The sequence below is a fragment of the Streptomyces sp. NPDC054932 genome (assembly GCF_053610205.1).
On record NZ_JBSGXU010000136.1, the window covers coordinates 1 to 22,164 of the forward strand.

Consider the following 22,164-nt stretch of genomic DNA (forward strand, 5'->3'; position numbering starts at 1 on the left):
AGTGGCTGTGACGTGCACAGCCGCCGCGCCGGGCCCCTTCCGTATGCCTCAGACCTGCGAGGAGTCCCGGTGCACGGCCGGACGACGGCTCGCGATGACCTTGTTCGCCAGGGCCCGCGGGCTGGTGAGGAAGCCGAAGCCCCAGCTCAGGTGCATCGTCGCCAGGGCGACGGGGATCTGCGCCCGGGCCTTGATCCCGAGCCCCTTGCCCGCCGGTACGGATCCCACGGCGATCGCCGCGAGGTAGCCGGCCGGCACGGCGAAGCCCAGGGGGGTGACGGCCACGCCCACGACCACGCCCGCGGCGATCGCGCAGACGAGGGTCGGCGGGGCCAGGTAGCGCAGGTTGATGGAGCCCGAGTGGTAGCGGGCCACCACGTGCCGCCAGCGCCCGTAGTCCTTGTACTGCTTGGCCAGGGCCCGTACGGAGCGGCGCGGACGGTACTGGACCATCAGCTCCGGCGAGAACCAGATCAGGCCGCCGGCTTCACGGATACGGAAGTTCAGCTCCCAGTCCTGGGCGCGGATGAACTCCTCGTTGTAACCGCCCTGCTGTTCCAGAGCCTCGCGGCGGAAGACACCGAGGTAGACGGTCTCGGCCGGTCCGGCCTGGCCGCCGGTGTGGAAGGGCGCGTTGCCCACGCCGATTCTCGAGGTCATCGCGGCGGCGACGGCCTCTTCCCAGGCGTTCTCGCCCTCGGCGTGCATGATGCCGCCGACGTTCTGCGCGCCCGTCTCCTCCAGGAGGCGGACGGCGGTGGCGATGTAGTTCGGCGAAAGCATGCCGTGGCCGTCGACGCGTACCACGATCGGGTGACGCGAGGCCTTGATGGCGGCGTTGAGCGCCGCCGGGGTCCTGCCGGTGGGATTCGGGACGGTGTGGACTCGGGGATCCTCGGCGACGAGTTCGGCGGCGATCTCGTCGGTGCGGTCCGTGGACGGCCCGAGTGCGATCACCACCTCCATCTCGCCCGCGTACTCCTGTTCCAGGATGTGGCGGACGGAATCGCGGAGGTAGTGCTCCTCATTGAGCACCGGCATGATCACCGAGACTGCGGGCTGCTGGGCGGGCATGTGGTCCTTCAAGGTCGGGTATCGGTGTCACGTTACCGCGTACGGGGGAACCGGGTGCGCGCCGAGCGACCGGTAAGGACAGCGGCTGATCGTATGGGCCTACTGTCTGTCGCATCAGCTGAATCCGGCCAGTGCCCCCGAACTGGTCTCCCTGCTGCCCCGCGGAGGTGTCCACCGTGCCCCAGCCGCACCGTCCCGCCCGTCCCGCCGGGCCGCCCCAGCCGCAGCGCGCCCGGCGCGGCGGAGGCGGCCGCGCCCGGCACCGGGACGGGCGACCCCGGTGGGGGGTACGGATCGCGGCCGGGCTCTCGGTGGCGGTGCTGGGCTCCGGGGCCATCGGACATGCCGTGATGACCGGCCTGGACACCGGCATCGAGCGGGTGGACCCGTTCAAGGACATGAAGAACCGCCCGCAGGCCGGCCACGGTCTCAACTTCCTGCTGGTGGGCACCGACGGCCGGGAGAAGATCTCGCCTGAGGAGAAGCGCGAGTACCGCCTGGGCGGTGCGCCCTGCCACTGCACGGACACGATCATGCTGGTGCACCTGTCGGCGGACAAGGAGCGGGCCAGTGTGGTCAGCCTGCCCCGCGACAGCTACGCCGAGGTGCCCGCGCACCGGGACCTCGTCACCGGCAAGGCGCACAGGGCCCACCCCGTGCGGCTGAACGCGGCGTACGCGGAGGGCGGGCCCAACCTGACCGTGCGCACCGTGGAGAACATGACCCGGGTGAAGATCGACCACTACCTGGAGGTCGACTTCACCAGCTTCATGAAGACGGTCGACGCGATGGGCGGCGTGGAGATCTGCACGGCCAAGACCATGCGCGACCGGAACACCGGACTCGACCTGCTGCCCGGCAGCCACCGCCTCAGCGGCGGACAGGCCCTGCAGTACGTCCGCTCGCGCCATGTCGACGGTGCCTCCGACCTCGGCCGGATGCAGCGTCAGCAGCGCTTCATCGCCGCCCTGATCAAACAGGCGACCGGGGGCGGGGTGCTGCTGAACCCGGTGAAGTTCAAGGAGGTCAGCTCCACCCTCCTCGGCTCGGTCCGGGCCGACAAGGACTTCGGCTCGGAGCAGATGCTGGCCCTCGGGCAGGCGATGCGCGATTTCACCCCGTCCTCCTCGGAGTTCGCCTCGGTGCCCATCGGCAGCCCCTCCTTCCCCGTCAAGGGCATCGGGTCCACCGTGAAGTGGGACGAGCCGAAGGCGGCCAAGCTCTTCGAGGCACTGCGCGAGGACCGGCCGCTGGCCCCGGCCCGGCCCGGGAGGACCGACGGCGGCCCGCCGGCGGCGGTCCCGGTGGACGTGCCCCCGCGCCAGGTCCGGGTCCAGGTGGAGAACGGCACCCGGATCGACGGGCTGGGCGGGCGGGTCGACGCCGCGCTGCGCGCCACCGGCTTCGACACCACCCGGGCCCCGGGCAACGGCGCCAGCCGCGAGGTCAAGCGCACGGTGATCACCTACGACCCGCGCTGGGACCGCTCCGCCCGGTCGGTGGCGACCGCACTGCCGGGCAGCGAGCTGCGGGCCGTGGCGGGCCAGGGGCGGACGGTGCTGGTGATCGCGGGCTCGGACTACCGCAAGGTGGTGCCGGTGCGCGCCGAGGACCCGTACCAGGGAGCCTTCGGGGTGGTCACCGGCGACCAGGTGGTCTGCGGGAAGTGACGGTGCGGGCGCCGGCGCCGGCCCGCGCCCGGGGGCGCGGCGTCAGTCGTCGAAGCCCTGGGCCGCCCGCTCCTCGCGCAGCGCCATGATCGCCTGGCGGCGGGCGAGCCGGTGGGTGCGGCGGATCTGGGCCTCCTGGTAGCGCCGCTCGTCCTGTTCCGTCTCCGGGAGCACGGGCGGGACCTCGCGGGGCTTGCCCTCGGCGTCCACCGCGGCGAAGACGAGGTAGGCGGTGCCGACCTGGGTGGCGGGGGTGGACTCGTTCCACCGCTCCGCGAGGACCCGTACGCCGATCTCCATGGAGGAGCGGCCGGTCCAGTTGCACTGGGCCTTCACGTGGACGAGGTCGCCCACGCGCACGGGCGCGAGGAAGGCCATCTCGTCCATGGAGGCGGTGACCGCCGGGCCGCCGGAGTGGCGGCCGGCCACGGCGCCCGCCGCGTCGTCCACCAGCTTCATGATCACGCCACCGTGCACCGTGCCGAGGAGGTTGGTGTCGTTGGCGGTCATGATGTGGCTGAGGGTCGTCCGGGAGGCTGCGGTCGGCTTCCCGGGCAGCTCGCCCGGTATCTGTGTCATACGGACACCTTAGTTGGGTCATGGAGGCATCAGCTTCGCAACAGCACCGGTACGGAATGTGGACCGGGCTGTCGGACGGTGCTCCCGGCCAGGCATCCTAGGGCGCATGAATGACTGGCCAGAAGGTCGTGACGACGCGTACGGGCGCGGCAGCGCGCAGCCGCAGCCCGACGGTGTGCAGCGGATGCGGCACATCCAGCGCCAGCCGCAGCAGCCGCAGCGGCCCGCGCAACCCCCGCGCCCGCAGCGCCCGGCGGGCCCGCCTGCGCACGGCGTACCCCCGCAGCAGGTGGGGAGCCACGACACGTACGGCGGTTACGACAGCGGCTACAACACCGGCCAGGTCTACGGGGCGCCCGCGGGCGGGGCTCCGGGCGGTCCGGGCGGTCCCGGCGGGGTGTCCGGATCCGGCCGTCCCGGGCGGGCGCCCGGTCCCGCCCCGGACTGGCGCAAGCGCATCAAGGTCGGCTCGATCGTGCTGGTCTCCGCGCTCCTTGTGACCTCGGTCTCCACCTACTTCTGGGCCGACTCCAAGGTGCGCCGCGAGGTGGACCTCTCCAAGGTCATCGAGCGCCCGAAGGAGGGCGACTGCACGACGTACCTGATCGTGGGCTCCGACAGCCGCGAGGGCATGTCCGACGAGGAGAAGAAGAAGCTGCACACGGGTTCGGCCGAGGGCAAGCGGACCGACTCGATGATGATCCTGGCGAAGTGCTCCAGCGGGAACACCATGATCTCGCTGCCCCGCGACTCGGACGTGGAGATCCCCTCCTTCGTCGGCTCGCAGTCCGGCAAGAAGTTCCCCGCCCAGGGGCGCCGGGTCAAGCTCAACGCCGCGTACGCGGAGGACGGCCCCGAGCTGCTGGTGCGGACGGTGGAGCACAACACCGGCCTGCGCATCGACCACTACGCGGAGATCGGCTTCGCCGGCTTCGCGAACATCGTGGACGCGCTGGGCGGTGTGGAGCTGAACATCGAGGAGGGCTTCAAGGACGAGAAGTCGGGCGCCGACTTCAAGGCCGGCAAGCAGACCCTGAACGGCGAGCAGTCGCTGGCCTTCGTACGGACCCGGTACGCCTTCGCCGAGTCCGACCTGCAGCGGACGAAGAACCAGCAGAAATTCCTGTCGGCACTGGCCAGTCAGGCCGCGACCCCCTCGACGATCCTGAACCCGTTCTCGCTCTACCCGATGCTGGGCGCGGGCCTGGACACCCTCATCGTGGACAAGGACATGGGCCTGTACGACATGGGCCAGATGTTCTTCGCGATGAAGGGCGTCAACGGAGGTGACGGCGTGTCGATGAACATGCCGATCTCCGGCCAGCGCGGCGGCAACCTCGTCTGGGACAAGGCGAAGGTGCAGCAGCTGGTGAAGCAGATCCAGAACGACGAGAAGGTCACCGTCCGCGGCAACTGACGGCAGCCCGGCCGGCCGGCGCGCTCCCTGCTCCCGCTCCCGGTCCCGCTCCCCGGATCAGGCGTCCGGGGAGAAGCGGATCGCGGCGGCGGGCAGCTGCGCCTCGCACCACACGCGGGCGCCGGCGCGCAGTTCGTTGTCGGCCCCCACGGCGGCGCCGTCGCCGATGACGGTGCCCTCCAGTACGGTCCGCGCGCCGACGTGCGCGCGGGCGCCGATCAGGCTGGCGTTCACCTGGGCGTCCGGGCCGATGACGGCGTCGTCGAGGACGATGGAGCCCTGGACGACCGCCCCGGCCTCGATCCGTGCGCCGGCGCCCACGACGGTGCCCCCGGAGAGCTTGGCCCCGGGCGCCACCTCGGCACCGGGCAGGACCAGGGACTCGCCGCGGCGGCCGGGGACGGCCGGGGAGGACACCACGCCGCGCACCAGGTCGGCGGAGGCCTGGATGATCGACTCGGGCTTGCCGAGGTCCATCCAGTAGGTGTTCTCGGTGACGCCGTGCAGCTTGGCCCCGGCGGCGAGCAGGCCCGGGAAGGTCTCGCGCTCGACGGAGACCGGGCGGCCGGCCGGGATGGAGTCGATCACGCTGCGGCGGAAGACGTAGCAGCCGGCGTTGATCTGGTCGGTGATGATCTCCTCGGGGGTCTGCGGCTTCTCGGTGAAGGCCAGCACCCGCCCTTCGGAGTCGGTGGGGACCAGGCCGAAGGCGCGCGGGTCCTCGACACGGACCAGGTGCAGGGAGACGTCGGCGTCGGCCGCCTTGTGGGACTCGACCAGGCCGGCGATGTCCAGGCCGGTGAGGATGTCGCCGTTGAAGACGAGGACGGAGGAGTCCGGGCCGCCGGTCAGGCGCTGTCCGGCGTTGCGGATGGCGCCGCCGGTCCCGAGGGGCTCGTCCTCGACCACGTATTCGAGGCTGAGGCCGAAGTCGGATCCGTCGCCGAAGTAGGGCTCGAAAACCTCGGCGAGGTAGCAGGTGGCCATCACGATGTGCGTGACACCGGCGGCGGCGGCCCTGGCTATCTGGTGGGCGAGGAACGGGACGCCTGCCGTGGGAACCATCGGCTTGGGCGTGTTCACCGTCACGGGACGCAGGCGCGTCCCTTGTCCGCCGACCAGCAGGATCGCTTCCGTCATTGCGTTCTCCCCAACCGATTCCGGCGTACGAAGGTCCAAATTTAGCCCATCCGGGGGCGCCCGGAGGTCGGTGCCGGATGTGTCCGACAGTGCGCGCACCTGTCGGATCGCCGCACTCGATGTGTCATGAAATGACCGTGTTGTTCGCCCGTCAGGAGGCGAACGGATTGGCGTGGCCGGGCAGTTGCCGCCCCGGCCGCAGGAAGCGCTGACTGCCGTATTCGTCCAGGACCGGGACGAACCCGGCGTCCGTCAGCCGCCGGGCGATCCGCTGCCTGCGGATCGTTCCCAGCCGGAAGCCGCCTTCGAGGAACGCCGCGAGCGCCGCGCCGCCGGCCAGCGCGGCGACCGGCATCCCGAGGACGAGCAGCAGGAGGACCAGGGCTGCGACGGATCCCCAGGCGATCGTCTTCTGCCGCTTGTCCGCGGCCTGGGCCATGACGTCGAGCATGATCCTGTCCTTCAGCCGGGCCACGGCCTCCTGCGCCTCGGGCAGCGGCTTGACCGTCCCCGGCCGCATTCCCGGCACCGCCCCGCCGTTGCCGGCCTGCGGGTGGGCGGCGATGGTCGCGACTTCGAGGGCCCGCGCCTCGGGATGCGGGTCCCGGTACATCACCACCAGGATCTGCATGCCGTTGTGCCCGGTCCGGTGCGCGCGGTCGTACGCGTAGCCGTACTGCTCCGCGACGTGGGCCAGGGCGGCCACCCGGCCGACGGTCTGCTCCGGGCCGATCTCGACGACGTCCTGGCGGGCGATCTGCCCGAGCATCGCCGATATCTGGCGTTCCGTGAACATGCTTGCTTCCGCCTCCACCTGCGCGCCTACGGCTGACAGCCGCACAGCCTAGCCCGCCGCCCCATGCGCGAACTTCCCCCGGCCCGGTGCCGGGGGAAGTTCGCTTCGCTGCAGGTCAGATACGCGCTACGGCAGGTTGCGGGCCATGACGATCCGCTGCACCTGGTTGGTGCCCTCGTAGATCTGCGTGATCTTGGCGTCGCGCATCATGCGCTCCACCGGGTAGTCGCGGGTGTAGCCGTAGCCGCCGAGGAGCTGGACCGCGTCCGTGGTGACCTCCATGGCCACGTCGGAGGCGAAGCACTTGGCCGCGGCGCCGAAGAAGGTCAGGTCGCCGTCGACGCGCTCCGACTTGGCGGCGGCCGCGTAGGTCAGCTGGCGGGCGGCCTCGATCTTCATGGCCATGTCCGCGAGCATGAACTGCACGCCCTGGAAGTCGCCGATCGGCTTGCCGAACTGCTTGCGCTCCTGGACGTAGCCCTTGGCGTAGTCCAGGGCGCCCTGGGCGATGCCGAGCGCCTGGGCCGCGATCGTGATGCGGGTGTGGTCCAGGGTCTTCATCGCGGTGGCGAAACCGGTGCCCTCGGCGCCGATCATGCGGTCGGCGGGGATCCGGACGTTGTCGAGGTAGACCTCGCGCGTCGGGGAACCCTTGATGCCGAGCTTCTTCTCCGGGGCGCCGAAGGACACGCCCTCGTCGCTCTTCTCGACGACGAAGGCGGAGATGCCCTTGGAGCGCTTCTCCGGGTCGGTGACGGCCATGACCGTGTAGTACTCGGAGACGCCCGCGTTGGTGATCCAGCGCTTGACGCCGTTGAGCACCCAGAAGTCCCCGTCGCGCACGGCGCGGGTCTTCATGCCGGCGGCGTCGGAGCCCGCGTCCGGCTCGGAGAGCGCGTACGAGAACATCGCGTCGCCCTTGGCGAGCGGGCCAAGGTACTTGGCCTTGAGCTCCTCGGAGCCGGAGAGGATCACCGGGAGGGAGCCGAGCTTGTTCACCGCCGGGATGAGGGAGGAGGACGCGCAGACGCGGGCCACCTCCTCGATCACGATCACGGTGGCGAGGGCGTCGGCGCCCGCGCCGCCGTAGGTCTCGGGCACGTGGACGGCGTGCAGGTCGCTGGAGACCAGGGCGTCCAGGGCCTCCTGCGGGAAGCGGGATTCCTCGTCGACCGCGGCGGCGAACGGCAGGATCTTCGCCTCGGCGAGCGAGCGGACCGACTCGCGGAGCATGTCGTGCTCCTCGGCCGGGCGGTACAGGTCGAAGTCGGCAGAACCCGCCAAGATCTCTCACTCCCCAGGGTGATGCATGATGCTAACTACCGTTAAGTAACCCAAGCCTAGTGGTCCGGTCACGGATGGCGATATGGACGGACCACGTGAGATGGGTGACAGAGGTGCTCTCCTGGGGAACGTCCCCGCTGGTGGGCCCGACTATGCTCAGTGGCCGCAAACGGCCCCGCACCTCTGGAGCACCCATGGCCCCCCTCAGGATCACTGTGATCGGCACCGGATACCTCGGTGCGACCCACGCCGCCGCGATGGCGGAGCTGGGCTTCGAGGTGCTGGGGCTGGACGTGGTCCCCGAGAAGATCGAGATGCTGGCCTCGGGCCGGGTCCCGATGTACGAGCCGGGGCTGGAGGAACTGCTGGCCAAGCACGTGGCCGGGCTGCCGGGCTCGACCGGGCGGCTGCGCTTCACGACCTCCTGGGAGGAGGTCGGCGCCTTCGGCGACGTCCACTTCGTCTGTGTGAACACTCCGCAGAAGCACGGCGAGTACGCCTGCGACATGTCCTACGTGGACTCCGCGATGGCCTCGCTCGCCCCGCACCTGACGCGTCCGGTCCTGGTGGTCGGCAAGTCCACCGTCCCGGTCGGGTCGGCGCAGCGCCTGGCCGCGAAGCTGGCGGAGCTGTCCCCGGCGGGCGAGGACGTGGAGCTGGCCTGGAACCCGGAGTTCCTGCGGGAGGGCTTCGCCGTGCAGGACACCCTGCACCCCGACCGGATCGTGGTCGGCGTACAGGGCGAGCGGGGCGAGAAGCTGCTGCGCGAGGTGTACGGGACGCCGATGGCGGAGGGCACCCCGCTGGTGGTCACCGACTTCCCGACGGCGGAGCTGGTGAAGACCGCCGCCAATTCCTTCCTCGCCACCAAGATCTCCTTCATCAACGCGATGGCGGAGATCTGCGAGGCCGGCGGCGGCGACGTCGTCAAGCTGGCCGAGGCCATCGGCTACGACGAACGGATCGGCGCGAAGTTCCTGCGCGCCGGGATCGGCTTCGGCGGCGGCTGCCTGCCGAAGGACATCCGGGCCTTCATGGCGCGCGCCGGCGAGCTGGGCGTGGACCAGGCGCTCACCTTCCTGCGCGAGGTCGACTCCATCAACATGCGGCGCCGCGGGCACATGGTCGAACTGGCCCGGGAGGCCGTGGGCGGTTCGTTCCTGGGCAAGAGGGTCGCCGTGCTCGGAGCCACCTTCAAGCCGGACTCGGACGACGTCCGCGACTCCCCCGCGCTGAACGTGGCCGGACAGATCCACCTCCAGGGCGGCCAGGTCACCGTCTACGACCCCAAGGGCATGGACAACGCCCGGCGCGTCTTCCCGACCCTGGGCTACGCGGACTCCGCGCTGGAGGCGGCCCGGGGCGCGGAAGTCGTCCTGCACCTCACCGAGTGGCGCGAGTTCCGCGACCTCGACCCGGCCGAGCTCGCCACCGTCGTCACCGACCGCCTCGTCCTCGACGGGCGCAACGCGCTGGACCCCGTGCGGTGGCGCGCGGCGGGCTGGACCTACCGCGCGATGGGGCGCCCGCACGCCTGAGCCGCTGAGCCGCTGAGCCGCGGCGGGCGCTGCCCACGGGTCCCCACGCCTCGGACGTGGCGGAGCCGGACAGGGCCGATGCCGGGTGGGAGCACTCCGTACGGGTGGTTCTGGTGGGAATTCCGGTGAATTCCCGTGACTCGGTCGTCGGCTCTCCCGGGCCGGGGGCGGCGTGGTGCCACAGTCCCTCTCGCAAGATCCACAGGTCGCCCGGTGCAGGCGCTGCGGCCGGATCGGAAGGAGAGGGATGAGCGGAACCAGAGGGGTCGCATGCTGAACACCCGAGTTCAACGGCGTGTCCTCACCATTGTCGGCAGCATGCTCCTCGTGTTGCAGGGTCTTCTGTTCGCCGGAGCCGCGCCGCCCGCCCACGCCGGCGACGACCAGGCGCTCGAGACCGGCTTCGAACCGCACAACGCAACGGCCAACCCCCGCAGACCGTCACAGGTGGCCGTCATGCGGGGGTGCACGGTCCGCATCGACAACAACTTCGGGAAGGACGGCTTCCCGATCACGCGGACGACGACCCTCCCGTGCAACGGAGACCCGTCCCTCGCCTTCGACTCGCAGGGGCGCCTGTTCGTCACGCACCTCTCGACGAGCTTCAACAACACCGCCAACCGCTTCGGCGTGGGGGCCGCGCGGATCAACGACCTGACGACGGCGGGGAATCAGACCTACACCCCCGTCCGGGTGAGCGACGCGACGGACCCGAACAACCAGGACAAGCAGTGGCTGGTGGCCGACGCCAACCCCACCAGCCCCTACCGGGACAACCTCTACGTCGTCTGGTCGGACCTCGGTACCCCGTGGCAAATCCGGTTCTCCCGGTCCGTGAACGGCGGTACGACGTGGTCGGCGCCGAGCGTCCTCTCCGTCGCCGCGGACGGGGACAGCTGGCCCTCGCACGCGGCCGTCGGCCCGAACGGCGATCTCTACGTCGCCTACCACGCCAACATCTGCAACGAGGGGACCGACGGTGTGGCCACTCAGGGCACCGTGCAGGTCCTGCGCGACGGCTCCGGCGGGGCCGACTTCGTCCTCGGTACCGTCACGCAGCGGATCACGGCGTTCGCGGCAGGAGAGGCGAGCGTCTCCTGCAACGTGCAGGACGGCACGGGCGACATCCCGGGCACGGACTTCTGGCTCCAGGGCTCGATGCAGCCCTGGGTCCTGCCCGACCCGGCCCGGCCCGGCAACGTCTACGTCGTCGCCAACGACGACCCGAACGACAACTTCGGGAACGGCGACGACGGTGACGTCCGCATCGCCCGCTCCACGGACAACGGCGCCTCCTTCGGCACACCCGTCAGGGTCGACCACGGACCGGGGCAGACCCTCGCCGTCATGCCCACCGCGCACATCGACCAGGACGGCAACATCGTCGCCCACTGGTACGACACCCGCAGCGGCAGGCGCAACGGCGGCACCGGGTTGAACGGGAACAACAACTTCCTGCTCGAGGTCTACGGGACGGCGAGCCGGGACGGCGGAGCGACCTGGTCGCAGGACTTCAGGATCAGCGACGACGCCTTCGACCCCGACCTGGGCGCCCGGTGCCGCTTCGGGAACAACGCGAACTGCGGCACGGTGACCGCGTCCACGCAGCAGACCCTGCGCATCGGCGAGTACAACGGCGTCTGGACGGTCGACGGGATCGGCTACGCGACCTGGACCGGCAACGCCACCCCGCCGACCGGAACGAACCCGGCCCAGGGAGACCAGACCACCTACTACGACACGTTCTCGCTGCTGGGGGCCTTCGCCGACGCCTTCGAGCCGAACGAGTCGATCGACACCGCCGTCGCCACCGCGCTCGGCACGAACAACCGGGTCACGAAGCCGCGGCTCACCCTGCACAGCCCGACCGACGTCGACTTCTTCCGGATCGAACCCCGTCACACCGGGCACCTGCAGACCGAGATCGCCTTCAACGAGGTGATCTCCGGGCTCCAGGTCCGCGCGTACGACAAGTTCGGCAACAAGGTCGCCACCGGAACCGTCGCCACGACCAGGCCCGGCAGTTCGACCAGCCGGCTCGCGATCCCCGTCGTCAAGGACGAGCCGTACTTCGTCGTGGTCAGTGACGCCGGCATCACCGACCCGACCCAGCCGGGCGACGCCTCGCCGACGGACCCGGCGCAGGCCACCTACGACCTCCGTGTCGTCAACCGCGCCGCCCCCGAACCCTTCGGTCTCGATCTGGCCCGCGGGTCCGACTCGGGCCGCTTCGACAACGACGACGTCACCAGGACCGCAGCGCCGGAGATCTTCCTCCGGGTCGACGACGCGGAGCTGCGGGCCGCGGGCATCGCGCTGTCGCCGCAGAACGCGACGGCCACGCTCACCGACGACGCCCCCGGCTTCAAGGTGGCCGTGGAGCGCGACGGGGAAACCGTCGGCTTCGCCCAGCCGGTGAACCCGGTCACGAAGCCGGGTCTGTACCGGATCCAGCTGCCCCCCGTCCTGGTGGAGGGGGAGAACCAGATCACCGCCGAGGTGGTGATCGTCGACCCGTCCGACGACCCGGCCCTCGCCGGTGTCGCCCACGTCGTCGGCTCGGGCGCGGAGAGCGCGCACCGGCTGCTGATCACGCTCGACACCGTCGCACCGGCGCGTCCGGCAGCCCCGGACCTGCTCGCGTCGAGCGACACCGGCGGCAACGACATCGACAACATCACGACGATCGCCAAGCCCGCCTTCCAGGGATCGCCGGTCGAGCCCAACGCGCTGGTGCGGCTGACCGCCGATCCGGCGGGGGCCGTCGGCCCGACCGTCGTCGGCAAGGACACCGTCACCTCGGGCGGCACGTACGAGATCGTCAGCGCCGCGCTCGGCGACGGGAAGTACGACTTCGCCGTGGGGCTGGAGGACCTCGCCGGCAATGTGAGCCCGACATCGCCGTCGCTCGCGGTGACCATCGCCCAGCACTCGCTCACCCTCACGGGCGCGACCGCGAATCTGCTCGTCCACGTCGGCCAGGAGACCGTGACGGGCTACCCCGGCATCCCGGGCGGCTTCGTCGGCATCCGCGGGATCCCCGTGGTGAACCTGGACGCGAACGGTCACGGCGTGAGCGTTCAGGGCGGGACGGCCGACGAGCAGCTGACGTTCACCCCGACCGCCGGCGACAGCGGGCGGCTGGTGCGCTCCAACTCCGCCCAGGTGCTGAACTTCTCCCACGTGGTGGGCGACGTGCTGGTCAGCCCCGACGGCGGCGACGACGAGGTCACCATCGTGGGCACCACGCGGCAGGACGTGATCCGCGGCGTCGTGGACGTGTTCACCACGCTCCGGGTCGAGGCGCTGCCGATGCTCCGCGCCCCGGCCCTGACGCCGCTGCTCGGCCTCAGGATCACCACCGGCGAGACCGAGCGGATCGGTGTCCTCTCACGCGGCGGCCAGGACACGGTGGACCTCACCGTCAGGGACACGGTCGGCGCCCAGCTGTCCGTCGACGGAGGTCCCCCCAGCAAGGTCCCGCCCCCGAAGGGCGATGCGCTGATCGTTCGCGGCGGCTCGCCCGAGGCCGTGCTGTACGAGGTGTCCGAGGAGAAGTCGGCCAAGGGATCGGTCTTCGTCAAGTACCCGAGGACGACCGGTGCCGAGACCCGCATCGACTTCGCCGAGATCGAAAACCTCAAGGTGGAAGACGGACACAAGGGCCGGGGAGACAGGCCCGGGCCCCACGGCCGGAAGCCCTAGGGCAGGAAGCAGGGGCCGGGAGGACGAGAAGGCCCTTCCGCCCCTGTCAGGAGCCGCGCCCCGTCCCGGATCACCGGGACGGGGCGCGGTGCGTCCGGGTGCCGCGGCGTACTAGGGGGTGTGCCGGTGCTGGGCGGCGCGGGCGGTGAATTCCGCGTCGCGGACCACGCGCTGGGCGTTGCCCCAGGTCAGCAGGGCCACCTCGGACTCCGGCCAGCCGCGTTCCAGGAGCTCCGCGATCAGCCGCGGGTAGCCCGAGGGGTCGGTCAGGCCCGTCGGACGGGGGTGGCCCGGTCCGGTGCCGAAGGTGGCGCCGAGTCCGACGCTGTGCGGGCCCGCGATCGCCCGTACGTGGTCGATGTGGTCCGCCACCGCGTGCAGGGAGTCCCCGGTGCGCGCGGTGTCGAAGGTGACCATCGCCAGGCCGTTCGCCTCCCGCAGCACGGCCAGGACCTCGTCGGTCACGTTCCCCGGATGCGGGTTCAGCGAGGCCGCCGCCGTGTTCGAGATGATCACCGGGGCCTTGGAGGCCCCCGCGAGCCGGCAGGCGACCGCCGGCGGGCAGCCCGTGAGGTCCAGCAGGATCGCCAGCCGGTTCGCCTCGCGGACCACCTCGTGGCCGAAGGCCGTCAGTTCCTCCTGGGCCCAGGAGGCCCCGGCGGGCGCGAGGATCCGTACGCCCAGCGCGTGGAAGGCGCGCAGCGCGCCCAGGGAGTCCTTGAGCGTGCTGCCGGGCACCGGGCCCAGGAACGAGGCGATGCGGCCCCGGTTGCGGGCGTCCGCCAGGTCGTCGGCGCTGAGCGCCAGGCGCAGGCTGTCCGGGTAACGGCGCATCAGGGTCAGCGCCGTGTCGATCTGGTCCAGCGTGTCGGAGAGCACCTGGTCGCCGGCGGCTTCCCCGCACGCCCGGGCCGACGGCACGAGCAGGGACCAGAACTGGGCCCCCACTCCCCCGGCGCGCAGCCGCGGGATATCGGTGTCCACCCCCGTGTCGGGGGTGTCGATGTCGTGGTACGGGCTCTGGTGCAGGGTCCAGACGAGGGTGTTGCACCCGTCGGCCACGGGATGGACGGCCAGCAGCGCGACGGCCCGGTCGAGGGCGCCCGCCGCCACCGCTACCGCGGGTGCGGGAAGGTCTGCGGCTCCGATGCCCACTGAGTGGGGTTCGTCCTGCAGGTCGGCCATGGCATTCGCTCCGGTCTCGGCGGCAGCAGGGAGAGATGGTGCCACCGTGCCACGCGGGACCGCAGGGCCGCCCGGCGGACGCAGCGTTCGAGTGAACCCGCAGGTCACACCCTGTCACCGCGCCCGCCGGGCACCGCGTCCGCTACCCGATCACCGCGTTCGACGGGCCCCGGGACGCCCCGAGGTCGCGGGCCACCGACTCCGCGTCGCGCAGCACCCGTACCGCGTTCGACCAGGTCAGCTTGGCCAGGTCGGCCTTGGACCAGCCACGCGCGAGCAGCTCGGCGACGAGGTTCGGGTAGCCCGCCACGTCGTCCAGGCCGGACGGGGTGAAGGCCGTGCCGTCGTAGTCCCCGCCGATGCCGATGTGGTCGATGCCGGCCACCTCGCGCATGTGGTCCAGATGGTCGGCGACCGTCGAGGCCGTGGCCACCGGGCGCGGGCGCGCCGCCTCGAAGGCCCGGTGCAGGGCCATCGCTTCGGGGGTGGTGTCCAGGTGGTGCAGACCGTGCGCCCGCAGGTTCTCGTCCGCGGCCAGGGTCCACTCGACCGCCGCCGGGAGGATGAACTTCGGTACGAAGGTGGCCATCGCCACCCCGCCGTTGCCCGGCAGCAGCGCCAGCACGTCGTCGGGGATGTTGCGCGGGTGGTCGCAGACCGCCCGGGCCGAGGAGTGCGAGAAGACCACCGGCGCGGCCGACACCTCGATGGCGTCCCGCATCGTCGTCGCGGCGACGTGCGAGAGGTCCACCAGCATGCCGACGCGGTTCATCTCGCGGACGACCTCACGGCCGAAGTCGGTCAGACCGCCGTGCCGGGGCTCGTCGGTCGCCGAATCCGCCCAGTCGATCGTGTCGTTGTGCGTGAGCGTCATGTACCGCACGCCCAGCCGGTGCAGGGCGCGCAGCGTGGCGAGCGAGTTGTTGATGGAGTGGCCGCCCTCGGCGCCCATCAGCGAGGCGATCCGGCCGTCGGCGCGGGCCGCCTCCATGTCGTCCGCCGTCAGCGCCCGCACGAGGTCGCCCGGGTAACGGTCGATCAGCTGGCCGACGATGTCGATCTGCTCCAGGGTGGCGCTGACCGCCTCGTCGCCGGCGTAGTCGGACCGCACGTAGACCGACCAGAACTGCGCGCCGACCCCGCCGGCGCGCAGCCGGGGGATGTCGGTGTGCAGGTGGGCGGACTGGTCGCCCGCGATGTCCCGTTGTGCCAGGTCGTAGCGCACCTGCTCGCGCAGCGCCCAGGGCAGGTCGTTGTGGCCGTCCACGACGGGGTGCTCGGCCAGCAGCTCGCGCGCCTCGTCCAGGCGCTGCGCCGCGCTCACTTACCGAACCCGAAGGACTCTGCGTTCGCGACCTTCGTGCGCAGCCGCTTGCCCTTCTCGGTGGCCTGGTCGTTCAGTTCCTGCTGGAAGTCGCGCATCCGGGCCAGCAGCTCCGTGTCGTGCGCGGCCAGCATCCGTACGGCCAGCAGCCCCGCGTTGCGCGCCCCGGCGACCGAGACGGTGGCGACGGGAACCCCGGCGGGCATCTGGACGATCGAGAGCAGCGAGTCCATGCCGTCGAGGTACTTCAGGGGCACCGGCACGCCGATGACCGGCAGCGGGGTGACCGAGGCGAGCATGCCGGGCAGGTGGGCCGCGCCGCCCGCGCCCGCGATGATCGCCTTCAGCCCGCGGTCGGCGGCCCGCTCCCCGTACTCGATCATCTCGCGCGGCATCCGGTGGGCGGACACCACGTCGACCTCGTAGGGGATCTCGAACTCGTCCAGCGCCTGGGCGGCCGCCTCCATGACGGGCCAGTCCGAGTCGGAGCCCATGACGATGCCGATGACGGGGCCTGCGGTGGAGGTGCTCATTCGGTGATCGTTCCTCTGAGGTAGCCGGCAGCGTGACGTGCGCGCTCCAGCACATCGTCCAGATCGTCGCCGTAGGTGTTGACGTGGCCGACCTTGCGGCCGTGTTTCACGTCCTTGCCGTACATGTGGATCTTCAGCTGGGGGTCGTGGGCCATGCAGTGCAGGTACGCCGCGTACATGTCGGGGTAGTCCCCGCCCAGCACGTTCGCCATGACCGTCCACCGGGCGCGGGGGCGCGGGTCGCCGAGCGGGAGGTCCAGGACCGCCCGTACGTGGTTGGCGAACTGGGAGGTGACGGCACCGTCCTGGGTCCAGTGGCCGCTGTTGTGCGGGCGCATCGCCAGCTCGTTGACCAGGATCCGGCCGTCGGTGGTCTCGAACAGCTCCACGGCCAGGTGGCCGGTCACGCCGAGTTCGCGGGCGATACGCAGGGCGAGGGCCTGGGCCTCGCCCGCGAGGGCCTCCGAGAGGTTCGGGGCCGGGGCGATCACCGTGTCGCAGACCCCGTCCACCTGGACGGATTCCACGACGGGATAGGCGACCGCCTGTCCGTGCGGGGAGCGGACGATGTTGGCCGCGAGTTCGCGGACGTAGTCGACCTTCTCCTCCGCGAGGACCGGGACGCCCGCCTTGAACGGGGCCTCCGCGTCCTGTGGGGTGCGGACGAACCACACGCCCTTGCCGTCGTACCCGCCCCGCACGGTCTTGAGGATGACGGGGAACCCGCCGACCTCGTCCGCGAAGGCGGCCACGTCGTCCGGATCGCTCACGATCCGGTGGCGGGGGCTGGGCGCGCCGATCTCGTCGAGCTTGGCGCGCATCACCCCCTTGTCCTGGGCATGCACCAAAGCGTCGGGCCCCGGGCGGACGGGGATGCCGTCCGCTTCCAGGGCCCGCAGGTGCTCCATGGGCACATGCTCGTGGTCGAAGGTGATCACGTCACAACCGCGCGCGAAGGCACGCAGCGTCTCCAGGTCGCGATAGTCGCCGATGACGACATCGCTCACGACCTGGGCCGCCGAGTCCTGCGGGGTGTCACTGAGGAGCTTGAATCTGATGCCGAGGGGGATACCCGCCTCGTGGGTCATGCGGGCGAGCTGTCCGCCGCCGACCATGCCGACTACCGGGAACGTCACTCCTCCAGGGTATCCGCCGGTATTCGGCCATCAGGACGCGCATGGGCACGGCCCCGGCCCCGATCCGCTCCGTGTGCCGTGCGTCGCACGGTGCCGGAAGGCACAGACGGAGCACAGGGGGGACACTTAGCATGGGTGGGTTGACGGAGAACACCGGACGCCCCGTGAGCGGGCGGTTACCGACAGGACTGACCTACTGATGAGCACGCCGGGCGGATCTGTCCTCGAACGTGTACGCGGCCTCGTACGAGAAGTCGCCAAGTTCGGGGCGGTCGGCGGTCTGGGTGTCCTGGTCAACCTGGGTGTCTTCAACCTGATCCGCAACACGACCGATCTGCAGGTGGTCCGCGCGAGCGTGATAGCCACCGTCGTGGCCATCGCCACGAACTACATCGGCTTCCGCTACTTCGCCTACCGGGACCGCGCCAAGAGCGGCCGCACCCGCGAGCTCGTCCTGTTCGCCGCGTTCAGCGGTATCGGCCTGGTCATCGAGAGCGGTGTGCTCTACGTCGCCACCTACGGCTTCGGCTGGGACGGCCCGGTCGCGAGCAACGTCTTCAAGTTCATCGGCATCGGGACCGCCACCGTGTTCCGCTTCTGGTCGTACCGGACCTGGGTCTTCAGGGCCCTGCCCGTGCCCGCCGAGGCGACCGAGCCGATGCCGGATCCGGCGCCGCTCCCGAAGCCGGAGCGCCGGCCGGAGCCGCTGCCCGAGCCGGCGCCCGCGAACAACTGACGGCCTAGCGGACCGTGGTCTGCGGTTCGGCCGGTTCCGGCGCCGTGCGGCTGAGGAACAGCGCGAACACCGGCGGCTGGGTCTGGAGCAGCTCCAGGCGTCCGCCGTCCGCCTCCGCGAGGTCCCGGGCCACCGCGAGGCCGATCCCGGTGGAGTTGCGGCCGCTGATGGCCCGCTCGAAGATCCGGTTGCCGAGGTCCGGCGGGACCCCCGGCCCCTCGTCCGTGACCTCCAGCACCGCCTGGTTGCCGATCACCCGGGTGCGCAGCGCGACCGTGCCGCCGCCGTGCATCAGGGCGTTCTCCACCAGGGTGGCCAGTACCTGCGAGACCGCGCCCGGGGTGCCGACGGCCCGCACGCCCTGCTTGCCGGAGCGGACGATGGCCCGGCCCGCGCTGCGGTAGGCCGGCCGCCACTCCTCCTCCTGCTGCTTGACGACCTCGTCCAGGTCGAAGGGGACCGCCGAGCCCGTCCGCGGGTCCCGCGAGTTCGTGAGCAGCCGCTGCACGACGTCCGTGAGGCGCTCCACCTGGGTCAGGGCGATCGTCGCCTCTTCCCGTACGGTCTCCAGGTCGTCGGTGACCGTGATCTCCTCCAGCCGCATGGAGAGCGCCGTGAGCGGGGTGCGCAGCTGGTGGGAGGCGTCCGCGGCCAGGCGCCGCTCGGCCGTCAGCATCCGGCCGATCCGCTCGGCGCTGGAGTCCAGCACGTCCGCGACCCGGTCCAGCTCGGGGACCCCGTACCGCTTGTGCCGGGGCCGCGGGTCTCCCGATCCGAGCCGCTCGGCCGTCTCGGCCAGGTCGGTGAGCGGGGAGGCCAGCCGGTTGGCCTGGCGTACGGCGAGCAGGACGGCCGCCACGACGGCCAGCAGCGCCACCGCGCCCACCACGGCCAGGGTCCGCCCGACCTCGCGGGTCACGGTGGAGCGGGACTCCTCGACGACCACGAGCTCGCCCTGCTCGCCGCGGGCGGTGCCGCGGATGACGCTGTCGGGGATCGGGGCGCCCACCTCCACGGCCGGGCGGCCGGGGATGGTGATCCGCGCGTAGTGGCCGGCGTCCAGCTGCTCGCCGAGCGCCACCGGGTCGATCGGCTTCTTCTCCAGGACGTTCGCCTCGACGATGCCCACGAGCCGCAGCGCCTCGGACTCGATGCGGTCCTGGGCGCTGCTGGTGATGGTCCGGGTCTCCACGATGACGAGGGAGACCCCGAAGACGGCGATCACGACGAGCACCACGGCGAGCGTGGACTGGATGAGGCGGCGGCGCATGCCCTAGAGCATGCCCCAGGTGGGCCGGGTGCTGCGGTCAGCTCTTCTCGAAGCGGAAACCGACGCCGCGCACGGTGGCGATGTAGCGGGGGTTGGCGGCGTCGTCGCCCAGCTTCTTGCGCAGCCAGGAGATGTGCATGTCGAGGGTCTTGGTGGAGGACCACCAAGTGGTGTCCCAGACCTCGCGCATGAGCTGGTCGCGGGTGACGACCCGGCCCGCGTCGCGGACCAGGACCCGCAGCAGGTCGAACTCCTTGGCCGTGAGCTGGAGCTCCTCCTCCCCCATCCAGGCGCGGTGCGATTCGACGTCGATCCGCACGCCGTGGGTGGCGGGCGGCTGGAGGGCCTCGGTGGAGCCGCGCCGGAGCAGGGCCCGGACCCGGGCGAGCAGCTCGGCCAGGCGGAAGGGCTTGGTCACGTAGTCGTCGGCGCCGGCGTCCAGGCCGACGACCGTGTCGACCTCGTCCGCGCGGGCGGTCAGAACCAGAATCGGGAAGCCGTGGCCCTCGGCGCGCAGCCGTCGGGCGACCTCCAGGCCGTCCATGCCCGGCAGGCCCAGGTCGAGGACGACGAGATCGACGCCGCCCTGCAGTCCCGCGTCCAGCGCGGTGGGGCCGTCCTCCCGGACCTCGACCTCGTACCCCTCCCGGCGCAGGGCGCGGGCCAGGGGTTCCGAGATGGATGCGTCGTCCTCGGCGAGCAGTACACGCGTCATGTGGGTGATGTTAGTCCGCGGCGGCTGAAACCTGGGGCCCCCTGGAAGACCCCTGCCTATCTGGGCTTATGAACTGCTCATCGCCTTCGAATATGGTCGAACGGTTCCCGGCGCGCCTTGTGATCCATCTCTCAAGTCCTTTCATATGCCGCAGTGTCGTGTCGTATGGTGGCGAGACGCCTGATGCAATACCTCAGGGACCTTTGTGCCGAAAAGCAGCGCAAAGGTCTCTATTTCTGTCCTGAACCGGACGGGCCGTCTTATCAAGGACTCCCCCGGCCGGCCTTGACGACAGTGAACGACCTGTTGGCCGGGCCCCTCGCGTGATGATGCGCGGGAGGGCGTGGATCCCGGTTACGGATGTCCTGCCGCCCCCATCGTCATGGGGGCGGGACCCCGAGGCGTGGGGTGGGAGATCCGTCCGCCGGTGCCGGCCACCCCCCACCGGGCGCGGATGGGCTCACGAAGCCGAAGCGTCCCGAGCAAGCAAGGATCGACCATGGCTTCCAGCCTGACGACGGCCTCACCGAGCCCCGCTCACGAGAAGACCGTCCTCGGCCACCCGATCGGCCTGGCCACGCTGTTCATGACCGAGATGTGGGAGCGCTTCTCCTACTACGGCATGCGTGCGCTTCTCGTTCTGTACTTGGTCTCCGGCGGTGTCGACGCCGCGACCGACAGCCAGGGCGGTGGCCTCGGCTTCACTGCGGCGACGGCCACGGCGATCTACTCCGTCTACGTGGCCATGGTCTACCTCATGGCCATGCCCGGCGGCTGGTTCGGTGACCGCGTCTGGGGCGCCCGCAAGACGGTCGCCATCGCCGGTGTCGTGATCATGGCGGGCCACGTGTCGCTCGCGCTGCCCGGCCAGATGGCGTTCTTCGTCGGTCTGCTGCTGGTCGCGGTCGGCTCCGGTCTGCTGAAGGCCAACATCTCCACGATGGTCGGCCACCTGTACAAGGGCGTGGACGACCCGCGCCGTGACAGTGGCTTCACGATCTTCTACATCGGCATCAACGTGGGTGCCCTGCTCGCACCGGTCGGCATCGGCATGGTCGGCGAGCTCGTGAACTGGCACCTCGGCTTCGCGCTCGCCGCCGTCGGCATGGGCATCGGCCTCGTGATCTACCTGCTCGCCGGCCGCACCCTGAGCCCGCAGAGCAGCCTCGTCCCGAACCCGCTGAGCCCGGCCGAGCGCAAGGCCGTGATCGTCAAGGCCCTCGCCGTCCTGGCCGTCATCGCCGTCTTCTACGGCGCCGTGGTCGCGGCGGACATGTTCACGATCAAGTGGGCGCTGTACCCGATCACCATCGCCGGTCTGATCATCCCGGTCGCCGTCCTCGTCCGCATCAAGCGGGACAAGGACCTGTCCACCGTCGAGCAGACCCGGATGAGCGCCTACATCTGGTTCTTCGTCGCCGCCGCCGTCTTCTGGATGATCTACGACCAGGGCGGTTCGACGCTCTCGCTCTTCGGTGACAAGAACTCCGAGCGCAGCCTCTTCGGCTGGGAAGTCCCGACCACCATCTTCCAGTCGCTGAACCCGCTCTTCGTGGTGGCCCTGGCCCCGGTCTTCGCCGCCGCGTGGGTGGCCCTGGCCCGCCGCAACCGCGAGCCCAGCACCATCGTGAAGTTCTCGGTGGCCCTGATCATCGTCGGCGCCTCGTTCTTCGTCTTCGCCCTGCCGCTGAACCAGACCGCCGGCAACGACACCAAGGTCACCATGTGGTGGCTGGTGCTCATCTTCCTGATGCACACCCTCGCCGAGCTGTGCCTGTCGCCGGTCGGCCTGTCGGTCACGACGAAGATGGCGCCGCAGAAGTACGGCTCCCAGATGATGGGCGTCTGGTTCCTGGCCGTCACCGCCGGTGACTGCATCACCGGTCTGCTCGGTCTGGCCGAGGTGCAGCTGAACGGCGTCGGGGTGATCCTCTTCCAGGCCACCGCCGCCGTGCTCGCGGGCCTTGCGATCTTCATGTACCGCAAGAAGGTCAACGCGCTCATGGGCGACATGAACTGACGCGTTCGCGCCGTACGACGAACGGCCCGGCACACCGGAAGG

17 protein-coding genes are annotated in these 22,164 nt (G+C 70.9%); 6 read left to right on the top strand and 11 right to left on the bottom strand.

Annotated features, from left to right (window positions below; genetic code table 11):
• Nucleotides 1-48: 48 nt before the first annotated feature.
• Nucleotides 49-1,074, bottom strand: coding sequence for a glycosyltransferase family 2 protein (locus ACWGE1_RS28955; RefSeq protein ID WP_453423407.1), 1,026 nt, complete (start codon nt 1,072-1,074; stop codon nt 49-51).
• A 167-nt stretch (nt 1,075-1,241) separates the two neighbouring features.
• On the opposite strand from ACWGE1_RS28955, the gene ACWGE1_RS28960 reads away from it, so the two are divergent.
• Nucleotides 1,242-2,744, top strand: coding sequence for an LCP family protein (locus ACWGE1_RS28960; protein ID WP_453423408.1), 1,503 nt, complete (start codon nt 1,242-1,244; stop codon nt 2,742-2,744).
• 42 nt (nt 2,745-2,786) lie between these two features.
• Here ACWGE1_RS28960 and ACWGE1_RS28965 read toward each other — a convergent pair whose 3' ends face one another.
• Nucleotides 2,787-3,323, bottom strand: a complete 537-nt coding sequence (locus tag ACWGE1_RS28965; RefSeq protein WP_365270684.1) for an acyl-CoA thioesterase — start codon at nt 3,321-3,323, stop codon at nt 2,787-2,789.
• Between the two features lie 106 nt (nt 3,324-3,429).
• On the opposite strand from ACWGE1_RS28965, the gene ACWGE1_RS28970 reads away from it, so the two are divergent.
• Entirely contained in the window at nt 3,430-4,740 is a 1,311-nt protein-coding gene (locus ACWGE1_RS28970) for an LCP family protein (RefSeq protein WP_453423409.1), read from the top strand.
• 57 nt (nt 4,741-4,797) lie between these two features.
• On the opposite strand, the gene ACWGE1_RS28975 is transcribed toward ACWGE1_RS28970, so the two are convergent.
• From ACWGE1_RS28975 to ACWGE1_RS28985, 3 genes are all read right to left on the bottom strand, one after another.
• Complete coding sequence (locus tag ACWGE1_RS28975; RefSeq protein ID WP_453423410.1) at nt 4,798-5,880, bottom strand: sugar phosphate nucleotidyltransferase; 1,083 nt, start codon at nt 5,878-5,880, stop codon at nt 4,798-4,800.
• Nucleotides 5,881-6,031: 151 nt separating this feature from the next.
• Nucleotides 6,032-6,676: a hypothetical protein gene (locus tag ACWGE1_RS28980; protein WP_453423411.1), complete on the bottom strand. Its 645-nt coding sequence runs from the start codon at nt 6,674-6,676 to the stop codon at nt 6,032-6,034.
• Nucleotides 6,677-6,802: 126 nt separating this feature from the next.
• A complete protein-coding gene (locus ACWGE1_RS28985; RefSeq protein WP_453423412.1) occupies nt 6,803-7,960 on the bottom strand; it encodes an acyl-CoA dehydrogenase family protein in 1,158 nt (385 codons plus the stop codon).
• Nucleotides 7,961-8,154: 194 nt separating this feature from the next.
• Between ACWGE1_RS28985 and ACWGE1_RS28990 the strand changes: the two genes are divergently transcribed.
• Together ACWGE1_RS28990 and ACWGE1_RS28995 are read left to right on the top strand one after the other, a co-directional pair.
• Nucleotides 8,155-9,498, top strand: a complete 1,344-nt coding sequence (locus tag ACWGE1_RS28990) for a UDP-glucose dehydrogenase family protein (protein WP_453423413.1) — start codon at nt 8,155-8,157, stop codon at nt 9,496-9,498.
• 327 nt (nt 9,499-9,825) lie between these two features.
• Nucleotides 9,826-13,203 carry an Ig-like domain-containing protein gene (locus tag ACWGE1_RS28995; protein ID WP_453423414.1) on the top strand — a complete coding sequence of 1,126 codons (3,378 nt, stop codon included), beginning with the start codon at nt 9,826-9,828 and terminating at the stop codon, nt 13,201-13,203.
• 111 nt (nt 13,204-13,314) lie between these two features.
• Here ACWGE1_RS28995 and ACWGE1_RS29000 read toward each other — a convergent pair whose 3' ends face one another.
• The 4 genes from ACWGE1_RS29000 to ACWGE1_RS29015 form a co-directional block, all read right to left on the bottom strand.
• Nucleotides 13,315-14,388 (bottom strand): membrane dipeptidase, encoded by a 1,074-nt coding sequence (locus ACWGE1_RS29000; RefSeq protein ID WP_453423415.1) that lies wholly within the window; start codon nt 14,386-14,388, stop codon nt 13,315-13,317.
• Nucleotides 14,389-14,530: 142 nt separating this feature from the next.
• Nucleotides 14,531-15,712: a dipeptidase gene (locus ACWGE1_RS29005; protein ID WP_453423416.1), complete on the bottom strand. Its 1,182-nt coding sequence runs from the start codon at nt 15,710-15,712 to the stop codon at nt 14,531-14,533.
• The gene (purE, locus tag ACWGE1_RS29010) at nt 15,709-16,245 is read right to left on the bottom strand and encodes a 5-(carboxyamino)imidazole ribonucleotide mutase (RefSeq protein ID WP_453423417.1); all 537 of its coding nucleotides are present in this window, start codon (nt 16,243-16,245) and stop codon (nt 15,709-15,711) included. Before purE ends, ACWGE1_RS29005 begins: the two co-directional genes overlap by 4 nt.
• Entirely contained in the window at nt 16,242-17,381 is a 1,140-nt protein-coding gene (locus ACWGE1_RS29015) for a 5-(carboxyamino)imidazole ribonucleotide synthase (RefSeq protein ID WP_453423418.1), read from the bottom strand. Before ACWGE1_RS29015 ends, purE begins: the two co-directional genes overlap by 4 nt.
• A 199-nt stretch (nt 17,382-17,580) precedes the next feature.
• On the opposite strand from ACWGE1_RS29015, the gene ACWGE1_RS29020 reads away from it, so the two are divergent.
• Entirely contained in the window at nt 17,581-18,117 is a 537-nt protein-coding gene (locus ACWGE1_RS29020; RefSeq protein ID WP_453423419.1) for a GtrA family protein, read from the top strand.
• Between the two features lie 4 nt (nt 18,118-18,121).
• Here the strand turns inward: ACWGE1_RS29020 and ACWGE1_RS29025 are convergent, their stop codons facing one another.
• Complete coding sequence (locus ACWGE1_RS29025; RefSeq protein ID WP_453423420.1) at nt 18,122-19,387, bottom strand: ATP-binding protein; 1,266 nt, start codon at nt 19,385-19,387, stop codon at nt 18,122-18,124.
• A 37-nt stretch (nt 19,388-19,424) separates the two neighbouring features.
• A complete protein-coding gene (locus tag ACWGE1_RS29030) occupies nt 19,425-20,102 on the bottom strand; it encodes a response regulator transcription factor (protein ID WP_453423421.1) in 678 nt (225 codons plus the stop codon).
• A gap of 499 nt (nt 20,103-20,601) precedes the next feature.
• Here ACWGE1_RS29030 and ACWGE1_RS29035 point away from each other — a divergent pair, with 499 nt between their 5' ends.
• Nucleotides 20,602-22,122 (top strand): peptide MFS transporter, encoded by a 1,521-nt coding sequence (locus tag ACWGE1_RS29035; RefSeq protein ID WP_453423422.1) that lies wholly within the window; start codon nt 20,602-20,604, stop codon nt 22,120-22,122.
• Nucleotides 22,123-22,164: the final 42 nt, after the last annotated feature.